This is a genomic window from Streptomyces sp. NPDC046335, from assembly GCF_055587985.1.
This window is the reverse complement of sequence record NZ_JBVJFF010000018.1, coordinates 1-21,204: the sequence shown is the minus strand read 5'-3', so window position 1 is coordinate 21,204 and position 21,204 is coordinate 1. Positions and strand designations below refer to the sequence as shown.

The window sequence follows — 21,204 nt, the reverse complement described above, 5'->3', positions numbered from 1 at the left end:
TTCCCGGCACTCCGCACCGCTCTCTTCGAATGGCACGGAACATCAGGGGAGTTCATCGTGAAGAGCGCACTGTCCACGCCAACTCCCGTGAAGACGGCCGGAGTCGCGCTGCGGCAACGCCCGAGCCTCGGGAAGCGTACGGCCGACCTCGCCGAGAAGAGCTGGCGCCCGCTGGCGCTCCTGCTCGTCTGCTTCGGCGTCTGGTGGCTGATCGCCGCCACCGAGATGGTCGAGGCCTACCTCGTGCCCTCGCCCGGCGCGACCCTCGACGTCATCCTCGACAAGCCCGGCTACCTCTGGCAGCACAGCTGGGTCACCACGTACGAGACCCTCATCGGGTTCGTCGTCGCGGTCGCCGTCGGCATCGTCGCCGCCGTCCTCATGGTCGCCTCGTCGACGGTCGAGAAGACCCTCTACCCCGTCCTCCTCTTCGCCCAGGTCGTGCCGAAGATCGCCATCGCCCCGCTGTTCGTGGTCTGGCTCGGCTTCGGGGTGACGCCGAAGATCCTCATCGCCGTCCTGATCGCCTTCTTCCCCGTCGTGATCTCCATGGTGACCGGGCTCAAGGCCGTGGACCCCGAGATGCTCCAGCTCTCCGCGACCATGGGCGCGAGGCCCTGGCAGACCTTCCTCAAGATCCGCTTCCCCGCGTCGCTGCCGCACCTCTTCTCCGGCCTCAAGGTGGCCGTCACGCTCGCCGTCACGGGCGCGGTCGTGGGGGAGTTCGTCGGCGCCAACGAAGGCCTCGGCTACGTCATCCTCCAGGCCAACGGCAACCTCGACACCCCCATGCTCTTCGCGGGGCTGCTCGTGATGTCCCTGATCGGCGTGGTGCTCTTCGTGCTCGTCGAGATCGCAGAGAAGCTGCTGCTGCCCTGGCACGCGGGGCGCAGGGACCCGGCCGCCACGTACTGAACCCCACCACGCCACAGCCCAGCCATGTCCCGCCGTACGCGAGAAGGGCCGTCCCCATGCACGCGCGCAGACTCCTCACCGGCCTCGTCCCCCTGGCGCTCGTCGCGACGGCCGCCACGGCCTGTGGCGGCGACGAGAAGACAAGCGTCAGCGACTCCGGCGAGAAGCTGGACAAGGTGACACTGACGCTCAACTGGTACCCCTACGGCGAGCACGCGCCGTTCTACTACGGCGAGCAGCGGAAGATCTTCGAGAAGCACGGCATCGACCTGGAGATCAGGGCGGGCCAGGGCTCGCAGAAGACCGTGCAGGCCACCGCCGCAGGGCAGACCGACTTCGGCTGGGCCGACACCCCGGCCGTGCTCGCCGGCGTCGACCAGGGGGTGAAGGTCAAGAGCCTCGGAGTGTTCCTCCAGACCACCCCGGCGTCCGTGCAGTCCTTCACGTCCGAGGGCGTCGAGTCGCCGGACGACCTGAAGGGCAGGACGATCGCGGGCACGGCCGGTGACGCGCTCACCAAGACCTTCCCGATCTTCCTCCAGAAGAACGGCATGGACGCCTCCGACGTCGAGATCCAGAACACCGACCCGGCGGGCAAGATCGCCGCGGTGATCTCCGGCAGGACGGACGCCCTGCTCGGCTACGCGAGCGACCAGGGGCCGACCATGCGGAACAAGGCCAAGAAGGACGTGTCGTACCTGCGCTTCTCCGAGCACGGCCTGAACTTCTACTCCAACGGCCTCATCGCGGGCGGCAAGACCCTCCAGGGCAGGGGCGACCTGGCGAAACGGATGACCGCCGCGGTGAGCGAGGCGTGGGCAGCGGCGGAGAAGAACCCGGGGCCCGCGGTGGCCGCCATGGAGGGCGCCTCCGAGCAACTGCCGCCGAAGGACGTGCTGGCCGAGCAGTTCAGGACGACCCTCACCCTGCTGCACACCAAAGCCACCGAGGGGAAGGCGCCGGGCGTCAACACGGAGGCGGACTGGAAGCAGACCATCGAGGTCTTCTCGGAGGCGGGCATGGTCAAGAACCCCAGGCCCGTGCACGAGTACTGGGATTCGGCCAAGGGGATCAAGGGGTGAGCATGCCTGAGGACGCGGCGCTCAAGGACGGGGCGGCACTGCGGAAGGGGGCCATGGTCACCTCGGCGGCCGTGCCCGCCGTGCGGGTGGACGGGGCCGGCGTCCGCTTCCGTACGAAGAAGAAGGACGTCACCGCGTTGAGCGAGGTCTCGCTCGACATCCCCGCGGGTGAGTTCGTGGCGATCGCCGGCCCCTCGGGCTGCGGCAAGTCCACGCTCCTCAAGCTGGTCGCGGGGCTGCTCGCGCCGTCGTCGGGCGAGGTGCTCCTCGGCGGCGAACGGGTGCGCGGACCCCGGCGCGACATCGGATACGTCTTCCAGCGTGCCGCCCTCCTCGACTGGCGCTCGGCCCGGCGCAACATCCTCCTCCAGGCGGAGATGCGGAAGATCCCGGGGGAGCGGGCACGCGCGCGTGCCGACGAGCTGATCCGCATGACCGGACTCGGCGGCTTCGAGGACGCCTATCCGCACGAGCTGTCCGGCGGCATGCAGCAGCGCGTGGCGCTCTGCCGGGCGCTGTTGCACGAGCCGCCCGTCCTGCTCATGGACGAACCGTTCGGCGCCCTCGACGCGCTGACGCGCGAGCAGATGAACGTCGAGCTGAACCGCATCTGGCGGGAGACCGGCACCACGGTGATCCTGGTGACGCACTCGATCGCCGAGGCCGCCTACCTCGCGGACCGCGTCGTGGTGATGAGCCCGCGCCCCGGCACCATCACGGAGATCGTCGACGTCGGCCTGCCCGCCGAGCGCGACTACGCGGCCACCCTCGCGTCGCCCGAGTTCCGCGCGGCGACGGGGCGGATCAGGGAGCTCCTGGGAGCGGTCTCGGCGCACGACTGAGCCCGCCGAGAGGTGGATCACGCTTGCCGACATCCCAGATGCGGGATATCGTCCCGAATATGGACGCCCCGAATGCGAATGCACTCTCCGGAGAACACGAAGGAGCCGACGCACGCCTCGCCGCCCGGCTGGCCGAGCTGCGCGCCGAACACGGCTGGTCCCTGGGTGAGTTGTCCGAGCTCAGCGGGATCAGCCGCTCCACGCTGTCCCGCGCCGAGCGCGCGGAGATCAGCCCCACCGCGGCCCTCCTCAACCGGCTCTGCGCCGTCTACAAGAGCACCATGTCGCAGCTCCTGAGCGAGGTGGAGGCGGAGCCCGCGAATCTCGTGCGCGCCGTCGACCAGGCGGTCTGGACGGACGACGACGCCGGCTTCATGCGCTGGTCGGTCTCGCCGCCGCACCTCGGGATGCGCGGCGAGCTGGTCGAGGGCCGGCTCCAGCCGGGCGCCGACATCGCGTACGACCGGCCGCCCGTGCCGGGTCTCGAACAGCACATCTGGGTGCTCGAAGGCGCCCTGGAGGTCACGGTCCAGGGCGAGCCACACGCCCTGCGCACCGGCGACTGCCTGCGCTACCGGGTATGGGGCGCGTCACGCTTCCGCTGCCTCGGCGAGGAGGCCGTGCGGTACGCACTGGTGGTGGTGAAGCCGTGACGGCACCGCCTGCGGGAGCCGACGCGACGGCTGCGGCCGGGCTGGGCGCCGCTGGGATGGGCGCTACGGGTCCGGCCGTCGCCGGAAGCGGCATCGCGAGTCCGGCCGTCGCCGGGACCGGCATTGCGCGGCTCGATGTCGGGGGGCTTCTCGGGTACGTCGGCGGTCTTGGGGAGCTGCTCGTCGAGACCGTGCGGGGTGGTGCCTCGCTCGGTTTCCTCGCGGATCTGGACGGCGCCACCGCCGCCGACTGGTGGCGTGGGCTCGCCGGTGCGGTCGGGGCGGGTGACCTCGCCGTATGGGTCGCGCTCGACGCCGGACGGGTCACGGGAACCGTCGGCGTCGCCTTCACCGACAAGCCCAACGGCCGCCACCGCGCCGACATCACCAAGCTGATGGTCCACCCGTCCGCGCGCGGGCAAGGCCTCGCCCGCGCGCTCCTGGCCACCGCCGAAGCCGCCGCGGCCGACGCGGGCGTGACCTTGCTCGTCCTGGACACCGAGACCGGCAGCCCCGCGGAGACGTTCTACGGCAGGGCCGGGTGGACCCAGGCCGGGTCGATCCCCGACTACGCGACCGACCCGGCCGGGGTCCTCCGTGCGACGACGCTCTTCTACAAGCGGCTCGCCGCACGGCCCGGAGCGACGGCTCAGTAGCGCAGCGCCGCCAGGTAGGCGTAACTGTTCCGCGCCGTCGCGAACGGATCGGCCGGGGAGTCGTGCTCGACCAGCCACTGCCGGACGCCGCCCACGCGCGCGTGGGCGAACATCGCGGCGAAGTCGAGCGTCCCCGAACCGACGTCGGCGAACCCGCCGTCGGCCGCCATGTCCTTCACGTGCAGCGCGGGGAAGCGGCGCGGATGGCACCGGAAGTACGCCCCGGGCCCGGTGCCGCCACCCTTCGCCGCCCAGTACACGTCCAGCTCGAAGGCGACCAGATGCGGATCGGTCTCCGCCAGGAGGATGTCGTACAGGCTCCGGCCGTCCACCACCACATGGTCCGACCCGTGGTTGTGGAACAGGACAGGACCGAGCCCCGCATCGCGCGAGGCGCGGCCGATGCGGTTGAACTGCCGCGCCGCCTCCCGGAAGCCGTCCGGGGTGTGCATGGCCCCCGGCAGGCTCGGCACCACGGGCCACTCGGCGCCCAGGGTGTGCAGGTCGTCGAGCGCCCGTGGCAGATCGGCACCGGTGAGGGTGGGATACGCGACGTGCTCAAGGACGGCCCGCAGGCCCACCGCGTCCAGCATCCGCCGGATCGCGACGGCGTCGTACCCGTGCCGCCCGCTGACGCCCACCGTCGCGTACCCGATCTCCGCGAGCTGTTCCAGCGTGCCCGCGAAGTCCCGCGCGAGCGCGTCGCGCATCGTGTACAGGTGCATGCCGATGCCGCCGCGCGGAATGCGCCGGCGCTTCCCGCGCCCCTCACCGGCCCACGCGGGCAGCGCCCCGCCGACGGCCGCCGCGAGCCCCACCGACGTACCGATGGACGTACCGATGGACGTACGGAGAAAGGCACGCCGCGTGCCGCCGGCCGAACCGTCCGGGCTCATCACTGTCCCTCCTTCGCCGTGATCCGGACCGCGCCGGTCGTCGTGTCGCCCTTGTCGTCGGTCACCGTCAGATGGGCGGTGTACGTCCCCACGCGCGTGTACGTGTGCTTCGCGGCCGGGCCCTCGGTGCCGCCGGCCGGTGCGGAGTTGTCGCCGTAGTCCCAGTGGTAGGAGGCGGCGGTACGCCCCGCGGGCAGCTTCACCGTGCCGGTGAGGTCGACGGCCAGTGGAGGCGCGCCGCTCGCCGGGGCCGCGGTGACCTCCACCTTCGCGCCGGACCGCTTCTCGACCCCGGGGCCGTTGAAGCGCAGCCAGTCCACCGACAGGAGGTCCGGCTTCCCGGCCGACCACTCGGGGTTGGTGAAGACGGCGTACAGCTTCGTCGTGCCGTCGTGCTCGGCGAGCCGCGTGGTCGGCGAGACGAAGTGGGACCAGCCGCCGGTGTTCGGCACGGTCACCTTGCCGAGCAGTTTGCCCGTGGGTGACCCGGCCCGGAACTCGACGTCGCCGCCGAGGCCGCCGGACGAGGCACCCACCGTCACCGAGTCGACGCCCTTGAGGTGGACGGGGTCGAAGGAGACCCAGTCCTTGTCCTCGACCTCGATGAGCCGTTTGCCGCCCGAGGCGTCCGCCCTGGCACCGGTGTCCACGCCGCCGTGCGCGCCGCCCGTGGCGGTGCGGTGCTCGGCCTCGCGGAAGGAGGTGCGCAGGGTCAGCGAGGCGGACCCGGTCAGCGCGGGCACGTCACCGGCGCCCTTGTCCTCGTACTGGGCGGTGATGCCGTAGTACAGGTTCTGGCCGGGACCGTGGCTGTCACCGGCGTCCGTCACGATCTCGCCCGCGCAGCCCGTGTAGTTGTCCAGGGGGTGCAGATGCGAGTCGTGCCCGAGCTGGGACTGCACGACGACCCGGTCGCAGTCGATCCGCCCGTCCTCGCGGTCCTTGACCTTGACGGTGAACGGGATGGTGTCACCGAAGGCGAACATCCCGCCGTTCGGCGGCTTCTGGATCGTGACCGTCGGCCGGGTGTTGCCGACCGTGATCTCCCGCACGGCCAGGCCGTCGAGGCCGCCGGGCCCCGCCACCTTCAGACGGGCCGTGAACTGCCCTTCCTTGGTGTAGGTGTGGGTCGGGTTCGCCTCGGTGGAGTCGGTCGTGCCGTTCCCGTCGAAGTCCCACGCGTACGTGACCGGCTTGTCGTCAGGGAGCCCTGATCCCTCGCTGGAGAACTCGACGGTCAGTGGCGCGCGTCCGCTGTCGGGAGTGGCCGCCGCACGGGCATCGGGGAGGCGCCCGTCCGCCACGTAGTCGATGCGGTAGATGCCGGAGCCTTCGTTGCTGCCGCCGCGTCCTGTGCCGCTGCCGAGGCCGAAGTCGATGACGTACAGCGCCCCGTCGGGCCCGAAATCGGCGTCGAAAGGCTGATTCCACTTCATGTCGGAGAAGACGGAGTTGATGGACTGAAGATCACCGGCCTTGGCGGGCTCGAACCGCGGATCGGTAAACGTCTGGTCCTTCTCCTGGATCGAGAACGTCTTGAACCACTGCCGGGTCAGCTCGTAGTTGAACCACTTTCCCTCGAAGTACTCGGGGAACTTGGTCTTGTACGGGTTGTCGGCGTCGTAGTCGTAGACGGGGCCGCTCATCGGGCCGCCGCCGCCCGCGCCGAGTTCGGGGAACTCCTTCGACTCGGAGTAGGCGTACCAGACGTTCGCGGGCTTCGCGGGCGGCAGTTCACGCAGACCCGTGTTGTTGGGCGAGTCGTTCACGATCTTCGCGCAGTCGAATTTCCCCTTCGAGGTCTTCGTCGCGAAGTCGTAGTCATTGAACGGGGTGTTGTCGCCGATGCAGTAGGGCCAGCCGTAGTTTCCCGCCTCGGTGATCCGGTCGAACTCGACCGTCCCCTCGGGGCCCCGGTCGGCGACCGCCTGCCTGGCGTCGGGGCCGTAGTCGGCCACCAGGAGCGCGCCGCTGAGCGGGTCCGTGGTGATCCGGAAGGGATTGCGCAGCCCCATGGCATATACCTCGGGGCGCGTCTTGCCGGTGCCGGCCGGGAAGAGATTCCCCTCGGGCACCGCATAGGTTCCGTCGTCCTTCGGAGTGATCCGCAGAATCTTTCCGCGCAGATCATTCGTATTGCCGGAAGTGCCCTGCGCGTCCCAGGCGCGGCGGCCCTCGCGCTCGTCGATCGGCGCGAACCCGTCCGAGGCGAACGGGTCGGTGTTGTCACCCGTGGCGATATACAGCTCACCCTTCTTGTCGAAGGCGATCGAGCCCGCCATGTGGGAATTGGCCCGGCCCTCGCCGCGCAGCGTCGGAATGGTCAGCAGCCGTTTCTCCGACGCAGCGTCGACCTTTCCGCCCGCCTCGGTGAAGCGGGAGAGGTTGATGCGGTTCTCCGTCTTGTCGGAGTGGAGCAGGTAGAGCCAGTGGTTGTCCTTGAAATCCGGGTCGAGCGCGAGCCCGAGCAGCCCGTCCGACTGGCTCGTCATCTCCGGCGTGTACGCGAGATCGAGCGCGGTGGAGACCTTGAGCGTCTCCTGGTCGATGATCTTCAGCTTGCCGGTGCGCTGGACGAAGAACACCCGGCGGTCCGGCGCGACCGCCAGCTCGAAGGGGTCGGCCAGGTCCGCGGTGGCCAGCGGCGTCCGCTGGAAGCTGCCGGTCTTCGTGGCGGTGCAGTCACCCGGCTTGTCGCCCGCGGCCCACTGGATGCCGCCGAGGAGGTGCCCGAGGAACCCCTTCTCCTGAAAGGCCGCCTTGGCGTGGCCGCCCGCGGTGTACCAGGACCGGCCGCCGTCGTAGTTCTGGCACCAGGACCAGGGCTGGTCGACGCCCTCGTCCAGCCCCGAGACCCCGTCACGCACCTTCACCTGGGCGAGGGTGTGCACCTTCCCCGTGGGGTTGGCGCGCCAGTTGTACCACTCCTCGGTACGTTCCCAGAGCTCCGGAAGCCCCTTGGTGGACGGGTGCGCGTGGTCGAGCACCTTGACCCGCCCCGTCTGCACCTCCGGATGCTTGTCGAAGATCGCGCCGACCAGTCCCTCGTACCAGTCCCAGTCACGCTCGCTCGCCGACGCCGCGTGCAGCCCGACGTAGCCGCCGCCCGCGCGCACGTACTTCTGGAAGGCCGCGCGCTGACCGGCGTCGAGCAGGTCGCCCTTCTCCGGCGTCGAGTTGGTGTTGTTGAAGACGATCGCCTGGAAGCGGGAGAGGTTGCCGTCGGTGAACGCCGAGGCGTCGTCGGTCGCCTCGACCTCGAAGCCGTGCTCGGCACCGAGCTTCTCGACCGCCTCGATGCCCGCCGGGATCGAGTCGTGGGCGAAGTTCGTGACCTTGGAGAACACCAGGACACGGAAGGCGGGCGCGGCCTCGGCACGCGGCGGATCGGCGAGACCGAGGCCCACGACGAGGGCGAGCAGGGCGATCAGGACGAGTATGGGCCTCGGCGCGTTCCGCCGCCGTCTTGCTGGCCCGCCGCGTGGTGGTGGGCTGGGCGGAGCTGCGCCGCCGGGCGCTGCACTGTTGCTGGCCGTGGAACTCATGGCGCTCCCTGGGCTGGCTTGGCTGGTGGACGGCTGCCGGTCGCCGGGTGTGCGTTGAGTTGCGTCTGCGCTTGAGCGGTGCTGAGCGGGTGGTCCTCGCGGTGCCGCCGTGTGCGCTGGGGCGTACCGCTAGAAAGCGCTTACATCGAGCGGGGTTCAGGGTAGGTTCCGGGCCTGCGGGGGGTCAATGGGTCGGGAGGGGGCGAGGTGGAGGCGGGGTGGCGGCGGGGACGGACCGGCGATGAGTGGACCCCGCCCGGCGAGTGGTCCGCATGGCAGGGCGGACGCGGGGGAGGCTGGGACGGAGGGAAACCGGCCGGGTGCCCGGCAGGGCCCGGCCCCGCACGACAGCCGCACACCGCCGTAATAGGGAGCCCGCTGCGATGCCCGACCGAGTCGACGACGCGACGACCACCACCTCCGCCACGTACACCGCGGGGCTGCTCAACGCGGCGGACGGCGTGCCCGTCGCCACGTACACCTGGCTGCCCGCCGACGGCAGGCCGCGCGCCTACGTGCAGATCGCGCACGGAGCCGCCGAACACGCCCTGCGCTACGACCGCTTCGCCCGGCACCTGACCGCGCACGGCTACGGCGTCGTCGCCTCCGACCACCGGGGCCACGGCGCCACCGCGCAGGCCACCGGCGGCTACGGGGTGACCTCCAAGGGCGGGGGCGCGGACGACGCCGACAGCTGGCGGGCGATCGTCGACGACCTCAAGGCCATCGGCGACCAGGTGCGCACCCTGCACCCCGGGCTCCCGTTCTTCCTCCTGGGGCACAGCCTCGGCTCGATGCTCGCGCGGGACTACGCCCAGGAGTACGCGGACGGCCTCGCGGGCCTGATCCTCTCGGGTACGTTCCGCTCGCTGCCCGGCGCCGATACGCAGGGGGCGATCGAGCGCCTGGAGGGGGAGATCGCCGAGGGCGGGCGCGCCGCGCTCTCCTCGTACGTCCCCGATCTCTTCGCCTCGTTCAACGACCCGTATCCGCACCGTACGGGCTTCGAGTGGCTCTCGCGCGACGAGGCGGAGGTCGACGCGTACGTCGCCGACGAGCGCTGCGGGTTCGCCTTCTCGGCGGGGCTCTCCCTCGACTGGGTGCGTGCCGTGCGCAAGATCAACGATCCGCGCAGCCTCGCGCGCGTCCCGGCCGATCTGCCGGTCCACGTGGCGGTGGGGGAGCAGGACCCGTGCAACCAGGGGATGACGCTGGTCCACGAACTCCTGGAGGACTTCCGGTACGTGGGTGTGGAGGACCTCACGTGGAAGGGCTACCGGGACGCGCGCCACGAGATCCTGAACGAGACCAACCGGGACGAGGTGCAGGAGGACTTGAGGGCGTGGCTGGACGAGCGGGTGCTGTGAGGGGGGTGAGGGGCTGAGGGTGAGGGGTGGTGCGGGTGAGGCCCGCTGACCCCCTGGCTCCGGGCGTGGCCCGCTGACCCCCTGACCCCCTGACCCGCTGGCTCCGGGCGTGGCCCGCCCGGGGGCGTCGGGCGCTGTCAGTGGCGTTGGCTAACGTTCCTGCCATGCCGAAAGCCAGATCCCGGGCCCGCGTCACCTCCGATGACGTGCGCCGCATCACCCTCGCCCTGCCCGACACGGTGGAGAAGCTCGCGTGGGGCATGCCCACGTTCCGCGTGTCCGGAAAGATGTTCGTGACGGTTCCCGACGACGAGACGTCCATCGCGGTGCGCTGCCCGAAGGTGGAGCGCGACGAGCTGGTCCTCGCCGAGCCGAAGAAGTTCTGGGTCGCCGCCCACGAGGCGGCTTCGGCGTGGGTGAGGGTGCGGTTGGCGGAGCTGGACGCGGAGGAGCTGACGGACATCCTGTCGGACTCCTGGCGCCAGGCGGCGCCACCGCGACTTCTGGAGGAGCACCCGGAGTTGGGTGTCCCACCCACGGCATAGATGTCTGCGTGGACATCCACGTAGAGGTCCACGGAAGAACTGAGCGAACGCAGTCTGTGCCGCATGGCATGATCCCGTCACAACTACAGGGGAGGGGTGGCGGGCGTGCCGTCAGAGACCGGGGCGCGGGGCGGGGACACCAGCATCTGGAGCCGGGATTTCGGGCTCTTCTTCGGGGCGCGGGCCGTGGCCAAGCTCGGGGACACCATGCTGCCCGTCGCCCTCGCGGCGGGGCTGCTGCGGCACGGGCACGGCGCTGGGGCAGTCGGCCTCGCCATGGCCGCGACCACCGTCTGCTTCGCGGGGCTCGTGATCTTCGGCGGGGTCTTCGCCGACCGGTTCAGCACGCGGCTGCTCATGATCGGCGCCGACCTGGTCCGCCTCGGCGCCCAGTCCCTCGCGGCGGTCTTCTTCTTCACCGGCCACGTCGTCCTCTGGCAGATCTGTGTGATCGGCGCGGTCAACGGCGCGGCGGCGGCGCTGTTCCAGCCGGGCGTCGCCAGTACGGTCCCGCGCCTCGCCGCCGACGTGCAGAAGGCCAACGGAGCGATACGCGTGGCCGAGTCGACCGCCTCCCTGGCGGGACCGGCCGTGGCCGGCGTCCTGGTCGGCCTGGCCTCACCCGGCGCGGTCTTCGCCGCGCACGCGGCCACGTACGGACTGAGCGCACTGTGCCTCGTCCTGCTCCGCCTCCCGCCCGCGCGCCCGGGCTCGCAGCCGCACAGTGAGGGCTTCCGGGCGGACCTGGTCCAGGGCTGGCGGGAGTTCAGGGCCCGCACCTGGCTGTGGGGCGTCATCGCGGTCTACAGCGCGTTCATGATCACGACCATCGGCCCGACCGTGCCGCTCGTGGCCACCCTGGTCGTGCAGGAGCACGGTTCGGGCGCCTACGGCCTGGTGAACTCCGCCCTCGGCGCGGGCACCGTGGTCGGCGGCCTGATCGCCCTGCGGCTGCGCCCCCGCCGCATGCTCCGCGCCGGAAGCTTCGCGCTCGTCGCGTACTGCGCGTTCCCGACGGCGGTGGGCGCCCAGCTCGACGTCCCGCTGATGGCGGCGGGCGCGGCCGTCGCGGGCGCGGGAGCGTCGTTCTGGGGTGTGATGTGGGCCACGAGCGTCCAGACCCAGGTGCCCCCGGACGTCCTGAACCGCATCCACGCGTACGACGTCGCGGGCTCGCTCGCGATGCTCCCGGTGGGCCAGGCGCTGGCGGGCCCCGCCGCGAGTGCCTTCGGCGCGGAGGCGGTACTGATCACGGGCGGCGCGATGACGGTGGTGGTCTGCCTGGCCCTGCTTTCGGTGCCGGCGATACGCGGCCTGGTCAGGGTCGACGCCCAGACCGGCCCCCGGCGGCCTCCGGCCACGGCGTGGGACGCGGCCCAGCCGGGCGCGCGAGCACCCACGCCGAGGGCGGAAACCTCAAGCAAGGTTGAGTTAAAGGGAGCCCCCGCCCCGAAAGGGGTGAGCGATCACCAGTAGGAGTGCGGTATTGTTTCCGTGCGCGTTCAGCCAGGGGGAAACCCCAGGTCACACGGGCACCGGGACGTGGCGCAGCTTGGTAGCGCACTTGACTGGGGGTCAAGGGGTCGCAGGTTCAAATCCTGTCGTCCCGACTGGAGACAGTCGCAGGTCAGGGCCGGTTTCGGAGAAATCCGAAACCGGCCCTGAGCCGTTCTTGGGGACCAGTTGGGGGACCAGCCTCCTTGACCGGTGTCAGCGGGTCATGACGACCGGGCTCGGCAGGGAGCGGGGTGCGCGGAGCACGCTGAGGTGTGCGGAGAGTGCTGCGCCTGCGGCCGTGATCTTGTGTACGTCCGGGTGGAGGTAGCGCTGGGTGGTGGTCAGCGAGCCGTGGCCGGCAATGCGTCGCAGGACATGGACCTGTACGCCTGCGTTGGCGAACCAGGTCAGTCCTGTGTGCCGGAGGTCGTGGCGGCGCAGGTGCTCGTAGCCGGGCTTGGTGACCACGTCGTCCCAGTGGGTGGCGTAGCGCAGGACGGCGGTGGAGATGCGTCCGCCGGGCGGGCCGGTGAGGAGGCGGGCATCGGGATCGGGGCCGGCGGACTGGACGCGCTGGGCGACGGGGGGGGGGGGGCTCCTCGACGATGGGAACCTTGCGGGCGCGCTTGCCCTTGTGCCCTTGTCGGTCAGTCCGTCGGGTGCGGGTGTGGTCTGGCGCCGCACGGTCCAGATCCACTGGCTGGTGTCGATGTCACCGACGCGGCATCCGGAGACCTCGCCGATCCGTGCGGCGGTGCGCGCGGCGAAGAGGACGACGTCGCCCCAGCCGCGGTAGTGGTCGTGGGAGGCGGCCACGAGTGTGTCGGCCAGCGCGATGAGGGTCTCCCAGTCGGGCAGGGGCCACAGCCCGTGGGTCGAGGAGTTCGTCCTCGGCCTGCTTGTAGAGCTTCTGCCAGCCCGTCACCCGGGCGGGGTTGACCGTGATGATGCCGTTTCGGACTGCCTGCTCCATGACGCGGACCAGGACGGCGATGGTGTTCTTCGCCGTCGAGCGGCTGGGCTCGTCGGCGATCCAGTTCTGCACGGTGCGGTCGACGACGCCGTTGCTGATCATCCGTACCGCGAGGTGGCCGAGGGCGGGGACCACGCGCATCCGCCATCCCGACAGGTAGGGTCCAGCGTCTTCAACTCCAGCCGCGCATGGCGAGATCCATGTTCGCGTCGCCGTACTCGGCGAGCTTCATGGTGGCCAGCGACGGGCTCAGGTCGGCCTGAGCGGCCTCGATGATGGCCTGGAGCCATTCCTGCGCTTCGTCTTCGCTGTCCTTTCCCTCGGACAGTGACTGGCGGTGCTGCTGCTCGGATCGGTCCACCGGACGCGCGCCCGATACGGAGTGGGGCGGTCAGGCCGGTACTCGATATCGGTGGAGAGCCGGACACCGACAGGAACACTGGTCTTATCGGCCATTGAGCCCCTTGGCAGGGACAGTACGTCGGCGGCGCAACCGTTCCTCGACGTCGAGGACGCTGTACATGACGACGCGTTCCGAGATCAGACGAGCGGCGAGGTCACTGGTCGAATACCAGGTGTTGGTCAGGAGAGGCGCCTGGTTATCCCGTGAGACGAAATGAACATGGTTGGGAGGAGCTGCAGGGTAAGCTGCGGCCTCCTTCTCGTGATGTGGTTCGGCGTTGGCGATGGCTGCTACCGGCTCATTGAGCCTCTCCCAACCTGATGACTGTGCATGGTCGTTGGTGGCGGAGGGTTGTACGGAACGACGAAGCTCCTGGTAGACGGGTTCACGACCAAGATCACCCTGTCTGCCAGGAGCTTCGCGTGCTGTCTACCCGTCCGCCATTGATCTGTCCAGCCGCACTTTGCGCTTCCTGAGCAGGCAACTTGCCGCACGGAGAGGCAAGGTCGGTACCTGGTGGCGACGTCTTTCCACCGGGCGGCAGGCCCTGCTCGCCCTGGCCCATCTGCGGTGCGGTGACACCTACGCCCGGCTCGCCACAGGGTTCAACATCGGCATCGCCACGGCCTACCGCTACATACGAGAGGCCATCGATGTACTCGCCGCTCTCGCCCCCACGCTGACCGAGGCCATGGCAACCGCGCGACGCAAAGCCTTCGTCATCCTGGACGGCACCTTGCTGCCGATCGACCGGATCGCCGCCGACCGCCCGTACTACTCGGGGAAACATAAACGTCACGGCATGAACGTGCAGGTGCTGACCGACCCCTTTGGACGTCTCATCTGGGCATCTCCGGCCCTGCCCGGTTCCACCCACGATCTGACCGGCGCTCGCGCTCACGGGCTCGTCGCAGCCCTGGCAGACGCCGACCTGGAGTGCTGGGCCGATCGCGCCTACCAGGGCGCCGGCCGCCACATCCGCGTCCCGATCCGAGGCCGGAAGTTCAAGCGATGGCAGCGACGTCACAACACCACTCACGCCAAGATCCGGTGCGTCGGCGAACAGGCCATGGCCACCCTGAAGTGCTGGCGCATCCTCCGGAAGATCCGATGCAGCACCACGCGGATCACCAGCCTCGTGCGAGCGATACTCGCCCTTCACCTCGCTACTTCAGCATGAGGTTGGAAAAGGCTCAATGCTCGGAAGGAGGAGCATGGGCCGGGCAGTGGCGGGTGGCGGTCGGTCGCAGACGCAGCCTCAGCGCTCAACGACTCTTTGAAGACCGAACTGGAGGAGGCCCATGCGGCGTCCTCGGAATGTGTCGCACTGGATGAGGCCATCAGCGGCAGGGGTCGGAGAAGGCAGAAAGCTCGGCAAGGCCAGCCACAGGGGGCCGAAATCAGCGGGCTCTTGTGGCAGTTTCTGCAATAGGCGGAGGAGCGGCTGACAGCCATCCTGGCTTCGCGCGGAGTGCGCAGCAGGCCGGGCGCGCGGTCGGCGAGCAGGTCGATGACGGCTGCTGTGTAGGCGTGGGCGGTTCCACGAAGATGCCGAAGCCGAGGGCGACCTGGGCGAGGGTGCCGTGTCTGCGCAGGTACACCATGCCGCCCAGGGCATGCTGGTGTGACGGGAGCTTGCAACGGCGGTCACTCTCACGGGTGATGATGAGCATGGTGACCCACTCGACCAGAGCGTGCGGCAGGTCGAGTGCGGCAGGATGGGCGAGCAACGAGGCTGCTGTGCCGGAGAGATGAGGCGACCAAGCCCTCCCCTCCACGGCGCGGAAGCCTCGTGCATTGCTGACATCGACCCCCTCACCCGTTCAGTGGCCACACTGAAAGAGCTGACTGAGCTCTTTCCAACCTCACCCTGATGCGTGCTGAAGGACGAGGACGGCCTTCACCACGTTGGTGATGCGGTTGGTGCTGCAGCGGAGTCTCCGCAAGAGCCGCCAGCCCTTGAGGGTTGCCATGGCCTGCTCACCGACACAGCGGATCTTCGCGTGAGTGGTGTTGTGGCGAGGCTTCCATCGTTTGAGTTGGCGGCCTGAGAACGGGACGCGGGCGGGCCCGCCGGCGCCTTGATACGCCTTATCGGCCCAGCATTTGAGCCCTGCATCGGCCAGGGCGTCGGTGACCCCGTGGTGCCGGGCGGCGGTGAGGTCGTGGGTCGAGCCGGGCAACGCTGGCGAGACCCACAGCAGACGGCCGAACGGATCGGTGAGAATCTGGACGTTCATGCCGTGACGGTTGTGTTTCCCGGAGTAGTACGGGGTGTCGGCGGCGATGGGGTCAATGGGCAGCAGGGTGCCGTCGAGGATGACGAACGCCTTCGCCCGGATGGTCTTCATCGCCTCGGTCAGGGTCGGGCCGAGGGTGGACAGGATCTCGACGGTTTCCCGTATGTAGCGGTAGGCGGTGGACGATGCCGAACCCGGCGGCGAGCTGGGCGTAGGTGTCACCGCACCGCAGATGAGCCAGAGCGAGCAGGGCCTGAGGTGCGGCGGACAGGCGTCGCCACCGCGTCCCGTTCTCCTGCCGTCTCATGGTCAGTTGCCCCGTCTGGAACCGCAGAGTGCGGCTGGACAGATCAATCGAGGATGGATAGACAAGCACGGCAGCTCCTGGCGAACACGGGTGATCTTGGTCGAGAACCCATCTACCAGGAGCTTCGTCCTTGCGCAGGGTTGTCCAACTCGCCCTCAGGTACGCCAGCTTGGAAACGGCTCAGTGAGGCGCGTTGCGGCTGAACGATCTCCGCAATCGTCGGCGTTGACAATCCGCGCTCCGTTATCTCGCACTCCCTCCAGAGCGGACCATCCGATCGGCCTAGCGAATGCCTCGGTCCTGACCTGCGCCAAATGGTGTCATCCTCGTAGGTGCGGCGGCATGCATCCAGCTCGATCGCTTCCATCGGCAGCATCAACGGCTCATCCAAGTTCCGCTCCGCCGATCACCGCCGTCTGGATCCTGTCTGTGCGCACAAATTCCCCCACTCCATCCTGCCAACACTCGTGTCACCCACGGAGTTCATCAACCAGATCGCCCTCTTGGCTCGACTCACGCCGTACGTACCAGCCGCGATGCCCCAGCAGCCCTGTCGATCGCACCGCCCAGCGTCCTGCCTCTTCCGGGCATCACGATCGGCCCGGGCCCGGCGCACCGCCTGGGCACGCGCCGCGGCGGCATCACGACGGCGGTGGACGCGCACCTGCTCAATTGGGGCCGACGCGTCGTCAGGGTCGCTCAGGTGAGGCAGCCCACGGTGGGCCCGCGTCGCGATTTTCGCCCGCCGGGCCCGCCGGAGATGTACCACGTTACCGCAGTTCTCGCACTCCCCGACGGTGGCGGCCCGGGCGGGCATCTGCCGCTAGGCGAGGCGGGAGGGTTCCGTCATCATGGCGCCATGATGACCGCAGGGATCGATCCCGGCGGACTGGAGGCTGGGGCCGTTCGGCTCAGAGCTTGGCGGTGATCACGACGTTGCAGTCATCTCGCGTGCGCTGGACAGCGAGTCCGCTTGCTTTCGCCCCTTCCGGAGCGGCACCAGTAGATTCCTGCCGTACGCCGGAACTCAACCACCCCCCGGCCTCGCCGCTGGACTACCTGGAGGAGAGGGAAGGGGTGGAAATGGCGGTGTAGGCCGCTTCGGCCTGTCGTCCTGCCGGGGTTTGGACGGGGGCGTGGGCAAGGAAGTCGCGGGTGGTTCCAGTGAAGGTGATGAGGCCTTCGGTGAGGACAGTGACGTGGTCGGCTTCTTCGGCGAGGTCGGCAACGTCGTGGGTGGACATCAGCACCTGTACCTCGTCGGTGGCGAGGCGGAGGATCAGATCACGGAAGACACGGCGCTGGGTGGGGTCCATTCCGGCGGTGGGTTCGTCCAGGAGCAGAACGCGGGCGTTGTGCACGAGGGCGGAAGCCACGCCGATCCGCCGCAGCTGACCGCCGGAAAGTTGTTTGGTTCTCATGTCGGCGCGTTCCTTCATCTGTACCCGGTCCAGGGCGATGGCCGCTGCTTCCCAGGCGTCTGCGCGGTTCATGCCTTTGAGCCAGCCCGTGTAGGCGACTTGTTCGCGGGCAGTGAGACCGGTCATCGCGGTGATGGTCTGGGGCATCCAGGCGACCTTGGTGCGGTACTCCCGGGTCGCCGACGACAGGCGGCCCAGACGCACAGCGCCGGTGGCGGGATGGTTGACGCCGGCGGCGAGCTTCAGCAGCGTGGATTTGCCGGCGCCGTTGGGGCCGAGCAGGACCGTGAAGCCGTGCGGGGTGGTGTAGGTCAACTGGTCGAGGATGCGGGGTTTGCTGCGGCCGTAGGCGTAGGACACCGCATTCAGTTCAACGGGCATGGAGGGGACGGCCTTTCATATGGTGCGGCGGGTGCGGGCCTGCGCGACGAGACCGCCGAGGAAGACGAGCAGGCAGACGGTGAGAGCGGGGAGGCTGGTCGGGGCGTGCAGGGTCACGGCCCACGGCCAGGGGCGGTGGTAATCGGAGTATCCGAGGAACATGATGGCGAAGACCCATCCGACCGGTGCCACTGTGGCCGTCTTGCGGTGCACGGCTTCGGCGAGCAGCATGAGGCCCGTGAGGAAGGCGGTGTTGCGGCCGATCGTGGTCGCCTCGTCCGAACCTGCCGTGGCCCCGATGGCCAACCCGGCAACCGCCACGGCAGACACGCATGTCAGGACCGCCCCTATGTCGAGGCGACGCAGGTTCCGGGTGGCCACCACTTCAGCCTCTTCCAAACGCTGGGTGAGGCAGTGGGCCAGGGTGGATGTGATCAGGAGGGGGGTGAGCTGCATGAGGAACACCTGGTTGGCGCCGGCGGTCAGCATGCCGGGCAGCTCGATGGCCTGGTCGTGTGCGAGGGCAACGAGGAGAATGCATGCGGCGGTGCCGGGCACCAGCACGGGGAGCAGGCGGCGGGCCTTGACCCACCAGATCACGACTTGGTCCCCTGGTCGTTGAGGCGGCAAGCCTTGGCCTGCTCCTTGTGGAACCAGGCGGTCTGCTGCCGGGCGGAGAGCTTCAAGGCGTGACCGGCTCGTTGCGTGACCTTGTCCAGGACCTGGCCGGGGTTCTCAAATACGCCGCCGTACTCCCCTTTGCGCCATGCCAGGTAGGGCCGGTCTGCGTCGATGACGGCGGCGGCCCACAACATGGCTGCGTCGTGGTTGACGACGTAGTCGGCCGAGGGCGCGGACTCGAAGGAAGCGGGGAAGGCGCATGGGAAAGTGACGCTGTTGCGCAGGACGGCGTATCGGATGGCGGTCATGCCGCCCTTCGTCTGTCCGGCCTGCCGGGAGAGCGGAAGCCACCAGATGGTGTTCGACGAGGCTTTGCGGTCGCGGCCGTTGAGGAGGCTGTCGGAGACGGTGACGGGCATGCGCACCTGGACTCCCGCGGCACGGAGCTTGGCCGTCGACGTCATGATCTGCTGGCGTACCTGGTCGAGTTTTTCCACCGCGCCGCCGGTCTCGGCCATGCAGACCCGCGGTGCGCTGCCGGTGCAGCGCGCTGCGGCGTGATGAGAGGTGACGGGCCCGTCCGCGATGGCCCAGCCTCCTGCGATGTTGGCACACGTGGCCATGAGCGCCACGGCTGCCACTGCGCCGCCGCCGCGTATCGCCCACCGGCCCTGGGCTGCCGTACGAATCCACCACGCAGCCACTGCCGATGCCAGCGCGGCGATGAAAAGGAACGGGGCAAAGAGCGTGGCGGCACCATACTCCTCGCCGAATCCGAGGGAGGTGTCCGGCTGACCCGACAGGTGCCTGGGCCATGTCGGGTCATCGTACTTCACGGTGTGAACGATCACGTAAAACACGGCGACGGCAGACAACGGCGCGCTGATCACGCGAGGGGTGAGGTGGCCGAGGGCACAGCCGATCACCGCGTACGCGCATACGATGCCCATCGCCATGACCAGCGGCGTCAGTGCGGCCGGTGATGGCACGAGCCGGGTCTCGATCAGACGCATTGCCACCGGCAGCACAACCACCAGCCAGCCCGCGGCCACTACGGGGGCCAGCGTGTGGGCGGCCACGCGATAGCGGGACCGGCCCGGGGCAAGTTGCCATATGCCGTCACGCTTCAACCGCCCGCCCTCCCACACGGCGAGCCCGAGGGTGATGGCGTAGGCGAAGGCGTAGAAGTAGGACAGCGCTGCTTCGACCTGTTCGGGTGCCCACAGCGGGCCGTTGACGACTTCCTGGTAGGAGTCTTCGAAGTGCAGGGCGTAGAAGTAGTAGAAGCCGATGATCCCGAGCCAGATCGGCGCAGTCCACACGGCCGGGGTGGTGCGCAGTCGGGTGCGAAGGTTCAAGGAGACGAGACCGCTCTGTGAAGAAATGGGGGAAGCCGGGAAGCGGCGTGGGCGCTTCCCGGCTCTGCGTCATGCCGCTTCAGCCGCGGCTAGTCTGCCTTTGAGGTATCGACGTAGACCTTCTTAACGTCCAAGGATGTGTGGATGTACTCGGAATCGTTGTGCTTGGGGATGGTGAAGTAGCGGTTGTCGCCGTTGGAGACGTGCGTGTCCCACTCACCCTTCGATGTGTGGCCCGAACCCTTGAAGCACTTGGAGAAGCGCTTGGAGCCCAGGCTCTTGTCCAGGCCGAACGGAATGGCCTGATGCAGCTGCACATGCAACGACTTACCCGGTGCGCCGCTCAGGGAGCAGTTGGTGAACTTGACCTCGGTGTAGTCGTTGTCCGACCAGTGCCTGGATTCGTGATTGCTGGGTTTCCAGTTATTGAGACCGCGGGTCCAGTTCCGAGTCTGGATCTCGCCGTCGTCCGGGGACTGCAGTTCGAACAGGCCATCCTCGTCAAGACTGACCGTACCGGCGTCGTCAGCGATGTCGACGGTGTCACCGGTGGGGTTGGTGTCGTCGGCGGTGGCGGCCGAGGTGAGCAACGTGGTTGCTGCGAGCGCGCTCACGAGAACCGCGGAGGTGCGGGCGAGTGTCCGGCGTCTGGTCGTAGCGGTAGACATGCGGTGAGAAGTCCCCCTCCAGGAAGTGGCCTCGGGCACAACGGAACCCCCGATACCGGTGATGACTCTGTGCCCGTTTGGTGAAGATCACATAATCAGGAGGCGACGTCACCCGCCGTGACGGAGGCCACACTTCCGCGTCACCTGCAAACTATGGCCGATTAGCAGTGGGGCCTGAGCAGTTGTGACCCGCGGCAGCGGTCAGGTCGACTGGCTGTCAGGGCGTGGTCGAGGCGTCCACACCCTCGGCCTGCCCGTGATGATCACGGTGACACCCACCGACACCACCGACCATGACGCCGTTCGCGAACTCCTCTGGCGCCTGTGCCTCATGCAACCGCAGATCACCCAGATCTGGGCCGACTCCGCCTACCCAGGCCAACTGACCGCCTGGTCAGACGGCTTCCTCCACTGACCGTCAAAACCGTCAGTCGGCTCCGCGGCGGAACAAAAGCTTCGTCGTCCTAAGGCGTGTTTGAGGTGTTGATCTTTGTTGTGAGTCTTCTCGGCGAGCCGGGGGAGCGGAAGTCCTGCCTCTGGACACCATCGAAAGACGGCTGGCCAAAGGCTGGCTGGGCGTTCTCATGGCAGGAGCCAGTGACCTGCCCGCAAGCGTGATCGGCCTGGAGGAGCCGGGCAGCAGTCCCGAGCCCGAGGTACCTGATACTCGGCGGCCTGGTGTCGGCGTACAAGTGAACATGCACCACCGCGTACGGATGAAAGTGCACCGTTCTTGATGCGGTGAGGTTGGTGTCGCGCGAGTCTTCTGTCGTCCTGTTCGGGGTCGGTGGAGGGCGGCGAGAGTGGTCTTGGATCCGCATCGCTGGTTGGAGT

The 21,204-nt window shown here is 68.8% G+C and carries 19 protein-coding genes, 1 tRNA gene and 2 pseudogenes; 12 read left to right on the top strand and 10 right to left on the bottom strand.

Going from position 1 to position 21,204, the window contains the following annotated elements; translation table 11 throughout:
• The first annotated feature begins 54 nt into the window (after positions 1–54).
• From ACZ6JY_RS35265 to ACZ6JY_RS35245, 5 genes are read left to right on the top strand one after another with little or no spacing between them, the layout of a single operon-like run.
• A complete protein-coding gene (locus tag ACZ6JY_RS35265) occupies positions 55–915 on the top strand; it encodes an ABC transporter permease (protein ID WP_469202922.1) in 861 nt (286 codons plus the stop codon).
• Between the two features lie 56 nt (positions 916–971).
• Positions 972–1,997 (top strand): ABC transporter substrate-binding protein, encoded by a 1,026-nt coding sequence (locus ACZ6JY_RS35260; RefSeq protein ID WP_469202683.1) that lies wholly within the window; start codon positions 972–974, stop codon positions 1,995–1,997.
• A 53-nt stretch (positions 1,998–2,050) separates the two neighbouring features.
• Positions 2,051–2,839, top strand: a complete 789-nt coding sequence (locus ACZ6JY_RS35255; protein ID WP_469202920.1) for an ABC transporter ATP-binding protein — start codon at positions 2,051–2,053, stop codon at positions 2,837–2,839.
• Between the two features lie 59 nt (positions 2,840–2,898).
• Entirely contained in the window at positions 2,899–3,492 is a 594-nt protein-coding gene (locus ACZ6JY_RS35250; RefSeq protein WP_469202681.1) for a helix-turn-helix domain-containing protein, read from the top strand.
• Entirely contained in the window at positions 3,489–4,148 is a 660-nt protein-coding gene (locus ACZ6JY_RS35245; protein ID WP_469202679.1) for a GNAT family N-acetyltransferase, read from the top strand. The genes ACZ6JY_RS35250 and ACZ6JY_RS35245 overlap by 4 nt, the downstream gene beginning before the upstream one ends.
• Here the strand turns inward: ACZ6JY_RS35245 and ACZ6JY_RS35240 are convergent.
• Both ACZ6JY_RS35240 and ACZ6JY_RS35235 read right to left on the bottom strand, forming a co-directional pair.
• The gene (locus tag ACZ6JY_RS35240) at positions 4,142–5,044 is read right to left on the bottom strand and encodes a sugar phosphate isomerase/epimerase family protein (RefSeq protein ID WP_469202677.1); all 903 of its coding nucleotides are present in this window, start codon (positions 5,042–5,044) and stop codon (positions 4,142–4,144) included. The genes ACZ6JY_RS35245 and ACZ6JY_RS35240 overlap by 7 nt on opposite strands.
• Positions 5,044–8,589: a ThuA domain-containing protein gene (locus ACZ6JY_RS35235; RefSeq protein WP_469202675.1), complete on the bottom strand. Its 3,546-nt coding sequence runs from the start codon at positions 8,587–8,589 to the stop codon at positions 5,044–5,046. Before ACZ6JY_RS35235 ends, ACZ6JY_RS35240 begins: the two co-directional genes overlap by 1 nt.
• Positions 8,590–8,972: 383 nt before the next feature.
• On the opposite strand from ACZ6JY_RS35235, the gene ACZ6JY_RS35230 reads away from it, so the two are divergent.
• The 4 genes from ACZ6JY_RS35230 to ACZ6JY_RS35215 all read left to right on the top strand — a co-directional run bounded on the left by ACZ6JY_RS35230 (position 8,973) and on the right by ACZ6JY_RS35215 (position 12,111).
• On the top strand, positions 8,973–9,956 hold the full coding sequence (locus ACZ6JY_RS35230) for an alpha/beta fold hydrolase (protein ID WP_469202673.1): 984 nt from the start codon (positions 8,973–8,975) through the stop codon (positions 9,954–9,956).
• A 164-nt stretch (positions 9,957–10,120) separates the two neighbouring features.
• Positions 10,121–10,501, top strand: a complete 381-nt coding sequence (locus tag ACZ6JY_RS35225; protein WP_469202671.1) for an MmcQ/YjbR family DNA-binding protein — start codon at positions 10,121–10,123, stop codon at positions 10,499–10,501.
• Positions 10,502–10,597: 96 nt separating this feature from the next.
• A complete protein-coding gene (locus tag ACZ6JY_RS35220) occupies positions 10,598–11,977 on the top strand; it encodes an MFS transporter (RefSeq protein ID WP_469202669.1) in 1,380 nt (459 codons plus the stop codon).
• Positions 11,978–12,037: 60 nt separating this feature from the next.
• A tRNA-Pro gene (locus ACZ6JY_RS35215) sits at positions 12,038–12,111 on the top strand.
• A 100-nt stretch (positions 12,112–12,211) separates the two neighbouring features.
• Here the strand turns inward: ACZ6JY_RS35215 and ACZ6JY_RS35210 are convergent.
• On the bottom strand, positions 12,212–12,814 hold the full coding sequence (locus ACZ6JY_RS35210; RefSeq protein WP_469202667.1) for a site-specific integrase: 603 nt from the start codon (positions 12,812–12,814) through the stop codon (positions 12,212–12,214).
• 155 nt (positions 12,815–12,969) lie between these two features.
• Here ACZ6JY_RS35210 and ACZ6JY_RS35205 point away from each other — a divergent pair, with 155 nt between their 5' ends.
• A complete protein-coding gene (locus ACZ6JY_RS35205) occupies positions 12,970–13,131 on the top strand; it encodes a hypothetical protein (RefSeq protein WP_469202666.1) in 162 nt (53 codons plus the stop codon).
• A gap of 12 nt (positions 13,132–13,143) precedes the next feature.
• Here ACZ6JY_RS35205 and ACZ6JY_RS35200 read toward each other — a convergent pair whose 3' ends face one another.
• On the bottom strand, positions 13,144–13,332 hold the full coding sequence (locus ACZ6JY_RS35200; RefSeq protein ID WP_469202664.1) for a hypothetical protein: 189 nt from the start codon (positions 13,330–13,332) through the stop codon (positions 13,144–13,146).
• A gap of 448 nt (positions 13,333–13,780) precedes the next feature.
• On the opposite strand from ACZ6JY_RS35200, the gene ACZ6JY_RS35195 reads away from it, so the two are divergent.
• Positions 13,781–14,554 carry a transposase family protein gene (locus ACZ6JY_RS35195; RefSeq protein WP_469202918.1) on the top strand — a complete coding sequence of 258 codons (774 nt, stop codon included), beginning with the start codon at positions 13,781–13,783 and terminating at the stop codon, positions 14,552–14,554.
• Between the two features lie 281 nt (positions 14,555–14,835).
• Here ACZ6JY_RS35195 and ACZ6JY_RS35190 read toward each other — a convergent pair.
• The 6 genes and pseudogenes from ACZ6JY_RS35190 to ACZ6JY_RS35165 all read right to left on the bottom strand — a co-directional run.
• Positions 14,836–15,104 (bottom strand): annotated as a pseudogene (locus ACZ6JY_RS35190) (helix-turn-helix domain-containing protein); the annotation flags it as partial.
• Between the two features lie 135 nt (positions 15,105–15,239).
• Positions 15,240–15,990, bottom strand: a pseudogene (locus tag ACZ6JY_RS35185) (transposase family protein).
• A gap of 986 nt (positions 15,991–16,976) precedes the next feature.
• Positions 16,977–17,723, bottom strand: a complete 747-nt coding sequence (locus tag ACZ6JY_RS35180; protein ID WP_469202662.1) for an ABC transporter ATP-binding protein — start codon at positions 17,721–17,723, stop codon at positions 16,977–16,979.
• A gap of 15 nt (positions 17,724–17,738) precedes the next feature.
• A complete protein-coding gene (locus ACZ6JY_RS35175) occupies positions 17,739–18,323 on the bottom strand; it encodes a hypothetical protein (protein WP_469202661.1) in 585 nt (194 codons plus the stop codon).
• The gene (locus ACZ6JY_RS35170; RefSeq protein ID WP_469202659.1) at positions 18,320–19,702 is read right to left on the bottom strand and encodes a hypothetical protein; all 1,383 of its coding nucleotides are present in this window, start codon (positions 19,700–19,702) and stop codon (positions 18,320–18,322) included. Before ACZ6JY_RS35170 ends, ACZ6JY_RS35175 begins: the two co-directional genes overlap by 4 nt.
• Positions 19,703–19,791: 89 nt before the next feature.
• Positions 19,792–20,316, bottom strand: a complete 525-nt coding sequence (locus ACZ6JY_RS35165) for a hypothetical protein (protein ID WP_469202657.1) — start codon at positions 20,314–20,316, stop codon at positions 19,792–19,794.
• Between the two features lie 238 nt (positions 20,317–20,554).
• Here ACZ6JY_RS35165 and ACZ6JY_RS35160 point away from each other — a divergent pair, with 238 nt between their 5' ends.
• On the top strand, positions 20,555–20,785 hold the full coding sequence (locus ACZ6JY_RS35160; protein ID WP_469202655.1) for a hypothetical protein: 231 nt from the start codon (positions 20,555–20,557) through the stop codon (positions 20,783–20,785).
• Positions 20,786–21,204: the final 419 nt, after the last annotated feature.

Bases quoted from the DNA above. Each gene is read 5' to 3' on its own strand.
- ACZ6JY_RS35260 (WP_469202683.1), top strand. From the start codon at position 972: ATGCACGCGCGCAGACTCCTCACCGGCCTCGTCCCCCTGGCGCTCGTC.
- ACZ6JY_RS35255 (WP_469202920.1), top strand. From the start codon at position 2,051: ATGGTCACCTCGGCGGCCGTGCCCGCCGTGCGGGTGGACGGGGCCGGC.
- ACZ6JY_RS35250 (WP_469202681.1), top strand. From the start codon at position 2,899: ATGGACGCCCCGAATGCGAATGCACTCTCCGGAGAACACGAAGGAGCC.
- ACZ6JY_RS35240 (WP_469202677.1), bottom strand. From the start codon at position 5,044: ATGAGCCCGGACGGTTCGGCCGGCGGCACGCGGCGTGCCTTTCTCCGT.
- ACZ6JY_RS35235 (WP_469202675.1), bottom strand. From the start codon at position 8,589: ATGAGTTCCACGGCCAGCAACAGTGCAGCGCCCGGCGGCGCAGCTCCG.
- ACZ6JY_RS35230 (WP_469202673.1), top strand. From the start codon at position 8,973: ATGCCCGACCGAGTCGACGACGCGACGACCACCACCTCCGCCACGTAC.
- ACZ6JY_RS35225 (WP_469202671.1), top strand. From the start codon at position 10,121: ATGCCGAAAGCCAGATCCCGGGCCCGCGTCACCTCCGATGACGTGCGC.
- ACZ6JY_RS35205 (WP_469202666.1), top strand. From the start codon at position 12,970: ATGACGCGGACCAGGACGGCGATGGTGTTCTTCGCCGTCGAGCGGCTG.
- ACZ6JY_RS35180 (WP_469202662.1), bottom strand. From the start codon at position 17,723: ATGCCCGTTGAACTGAATGCGGTGTCCTACGCCTACGGCCGCAGCAAA.